Source organism: Halorubrum sp. AD140 (genome assembly GCF_034497445.1).
Taxonomy (GTDB): domain Archaea; phylum Halobacteriota; class Halobacteria; order Halobacteriales; family Haloferacaceae; genus Halorubrum.
Genome location: NZ_JAXRUU010000183.1, coordinates 1 through 1,469, shown reverse-complemented (window position 1 = coordinate 1,469; position 1,469 = coordinate 1). Strand labels below are relative to the sequence as shown.

At 71.6% G+C, this 1,469-nt stretch carries 1 protein-coding gene and 1 pseudogene; one reads left to right on the top strand and one right to left on the bottom strand.

Features of this window, described 5'->3' with window-relative positions; genetic code table 11:
• Positions 1–700, bottom strand: a pseudogene (locus U4E84_RS17225) (hypothetical protein); the annotation flags it as partial.
• Positions 701–866: 166 nt separating this feature from the next.
• Between U4E84_RS17225 and U4E84_RS17220 the strand changes: the two are divergent.
• The coding region (locus U4E84_RS17220) for a TetR family transcriptional regulator (RefSeq protein ID WP_322533323.1) at positions 867–1,469 on the top strand (603 nt) is incomplete at its 3' end.

Sequence of the window (1,469 nt, the reverse complement as noted above, 5' to 3'; positions counted from 1 at the left end):
CGACGTTCTCCATCGTGAGGGTCACGTCGCCGCCCCCGCCCACCTGCGCGTCGGTGTCGGTCTCGACGACCGCGAACCGGGCACCGTCGTCAACCACGATGGTCAGGTCGAAGTCGTCGATGCCGCGCCGGTCCTTGTGGTCGTTGAACTCGGGGATGACCTCGAAGGTGTACCGGTAGCGGGCGGTCGCCTCAACCTCGTACTCGCCGTCGGGCACGTCGTCCGGAACGGTCACGTCGAGCGGAACCGACGTGGGGCCGCCCTCGGTCGGCACGTCACCGACCGGGATCTCCCCGTCTTCGACGTCGATCGGCACGTCGCCGTCGTCGACCTCGAGCGTGAGCCCGCGCGCGGTCGTCACGCGGGAGTCGAGCTGGTTGCCGATCTCCATCTCGCCGGTGTTGACGATGTCGACCGTGACGGTCGACTCGGCGCCGCTCGGCACCGTCCGCTGGGAGGCGAACAGCTCTAACACGGGCGAGCCGCGGACCTGTCTGTCGGTCGGGTCCGACTCGGTACCTGCCTGCGCGACGGCGCCGTCGGCGAGCGGGCCGTCGGCACCGGCGAGCGCCGCGGCGCCGCCGTCGTCCGCCGTCCCCGCGCTCGGGGCCGCGGCGCCCGCGAGCGAGACGCCGACGAGCAGCGCGCTCGCCGCGACGACGAAGAGCGCGGCGGTCGCGAGCCGGGCCGACCGACTCATCGATCCCCTCCGCCGGACCGGTGGGGGGGTCTGGTCGCGCGCGGCGACCGGCCGTACCGTGACGCGTCGGGTCGAGTCATACGTTGCTGTCAGGGCCTCGCGGCATAAGCGTGTTGAATGAACGTTCAATCAGGAGCGATATATACCGGACCCACCTACGCGGCGTATGAACGACCCGTTCGCGGAGCCGTCGGACACGCGACAGGCGATCCTCGGCGCGGCGTTCCGCGCGCTCTGTGAACACGGCTACGCGGACGTCGCCGTCCAGCGGATCGGCGACGAGTTCGACAAGAGCCCGTCGCTCGTGTACCACCACTACGACGGGAAAGACGAACTGCTGATCGACCTCCTCGGCTTCCTGCTCGACGAGTTCGAGGCGTCCATCGCCGACGGGGGCGCCGGGGGGCCGCCTGACGGGGACGCGTCGGCCGCGGGAGAGGTCCCCGAGATGGCCCCCGATGAGGCCTTCGACCGCTCGGCGCGGGAGCAGCTCGACGGCTACCTCGCCGCCGCCGTCGACCCCGCGTCGCTCGACGACCCGTACTCCCCCGACGAGCGGTTCGTCACGGTGATGACCGAACTCCGCTCGCAGGCCGCAAGCGACGAGGCGTACCGCGACCACTTCGACCGCAGCGACCGCGTGTTCGGCGAGTACCTCGAACGGCTCGTGCGCGAGGCGGCGACCGAGGCCTCCGGCGACGGCCGCGAATCGGAGGGCGACGCGCGGACCGTCACCGCGTCGGAGGTGGCCGCGACGCTCCCGACGTTC